Genomic DNA, 1658 nt, shown 5'->3' on the forward strand with positions numbered 1-1658 from the left:
GGGTTGGGAGCGGGGGCGACGTCGGGGCCGGAGGCGAGTGCGGCACCGGGCCCGAGGGCACGAGCGGCCTCGGAACTGCGGGCGGCAGCGGGGTCCGTCGCCGGGGCCGGTCCCGAGGCCGGCCCCGGGGCTTCCGGGGTGGGCTGTTCGGCGGGCTCCGGCGCCAGGTCGGCCGTGGGGGCGGCGCAGGCTGCGGCCGCGCGGTGGACGCAGGCCGGGGCGAGGAGGCAGCCGCAGGTGATGCCCTCCACCTTCGCCACCACTCCGCCCGGGGCGTGCAGGCGCAGCCCGGTCTCGTCGTCGACCTCGATCGTCGTGGTGTCCCCGTCGCGGTGCGTCGGGCGGGCGGCGAGCTTGGTGACCGCCCCGTCCAGCCGCTTGCGCAGCCGGGGCGAGAGACCCTCCACGAGCGAGGCCGTGACCTCAGGTGCGACGGGCGGCAGCTGAGCGGCGTTCATGCGGTCTTCTCCCCTATCCAGCGGGCCAGTTCGAGTGGGCTGAGGGCCGCCACGGGCATCCCGGCGGCCACGAGCTGCCCGGCGACGCCCGTCGAATACCGCGGCCGGCCGGCGTCGTCGAGGCTCGCGCACCCGAGGACGTGGCAGCCGGTGTTCACCAGCGCCCGCACCTCGGCCAGCAGTCCGGCGAGCGGCCCTCCCTCCTCGAAGTCGCTGATGACGACGACGAGGGTGCGCGAGGGCACCTCGATCAGGCCGCGGGCGTGCCGGAGCCCGGCGGCGATGTGCGTTCCGCCGCCCACGCTCACTTCCAGCAGGAGGGAGAGGGGATCGCGCACATGACCGGTGAGGTCGACGACCTCCGTGGAGAACGCCAGGAAGTGGGTGCTCAGCGTGGGCACCCCGGCGAGCACGGAAGCGGTCAGCGCGGACCAGATCGTGGAGGCCTCCATGGATCCGGAGACGTCGGTGACCAGGATCAGCCGCCAGTCGGCCGACCTGCGGGAGCGGCTGCGGAAGACGGGCCTCTCGGGAATCACCTGAACCGTGCCGTCGGCCGTCCGGCGGGCTGTGGCCAGATTGGTGTGCAGGGTGCGCGGCAGGTCGAGCCGGCCGCCGGGGCGGCGGGTGGGCCTGGCCGTCATCGTGCCGGTCAGTGCGGGTCGGAGCCGGGTGGCGAGCTGCCGGGTCAGTTCGTCGACCAGGTGGCGCACCAGCGGGCGGAGCGCCGCGAGGCGGGCTTCGGGCAGACCGCCGGCGTACTGCAGGATCGTCCGGAGCAGTTCCACGGAGGGGGTGGCGGCCGCCGGGTCGAGTTCGGCCAGGACGTCCTGCCGCCCCGTCACGGCCGCGGCGGCGAGGACCTCTTCGCGGATGCCGGGGCCGAACAGCGCGGCCAGCTCCTCGGACCACTCGCGGACACCGGGGAACGACGGCTCGCGGCCGCCGCCCGCCCCGGAGCCGTCACGCCCGGGGAGGCCGCCGCGGGAACCCTCGCCGTGTCCCGTGCCGTAGAGCTCGTCCAGCGCGGTGGCCAGACGCGCGGCCCCGGCCGGCAGCCGGTCGGAGCTCCGCCCGAGCACGAGGCGCCATCGGTCGGCGGGTGCGAGGGTACGGGAGCGAGCCTGGGCGGGGGTCGGCTCGGTGGGGAGCGCCGGGACGAGGGCCGCCTCGGTGGGGGGTGCCGTGGCGGGGTTCGCC

At 76.4% G+C, this 1658-nt stretch carries 1 protein-coding gene and 1 pseudogene; both read right to left on the bottom strand.

Going from position 1 to position 1658, the window contains the following annotated elements; translation table 11 throughout:
- Window positions 1-458, bottom strand: a pseudogene (locus tag D3105_RS33665) (hypothetical protein); the annotation flags it as partial.
- Window positions 455-1658, bottom strand: a 1204-nt coding sequence (locus tag D3105_RS33670; RefSeq protein ID WP_240647128.1) for a vWA domain-containing protein, incomplete at its 5' end; no start/stop codon positions are given. The pseudogene D3105_RS33665 and the gene D3105_RS33670, both read right to left, overlap by 4 nt.

This window comes from Streptomyces globisporus, assembly GCF_003501885.1.
Lineage (GTDB): Bacteria > Actinomycetota > Actinomycetes > Streptomycetales > Streptomycetaceae > Streptomyces > Streptomyces globisporus_D.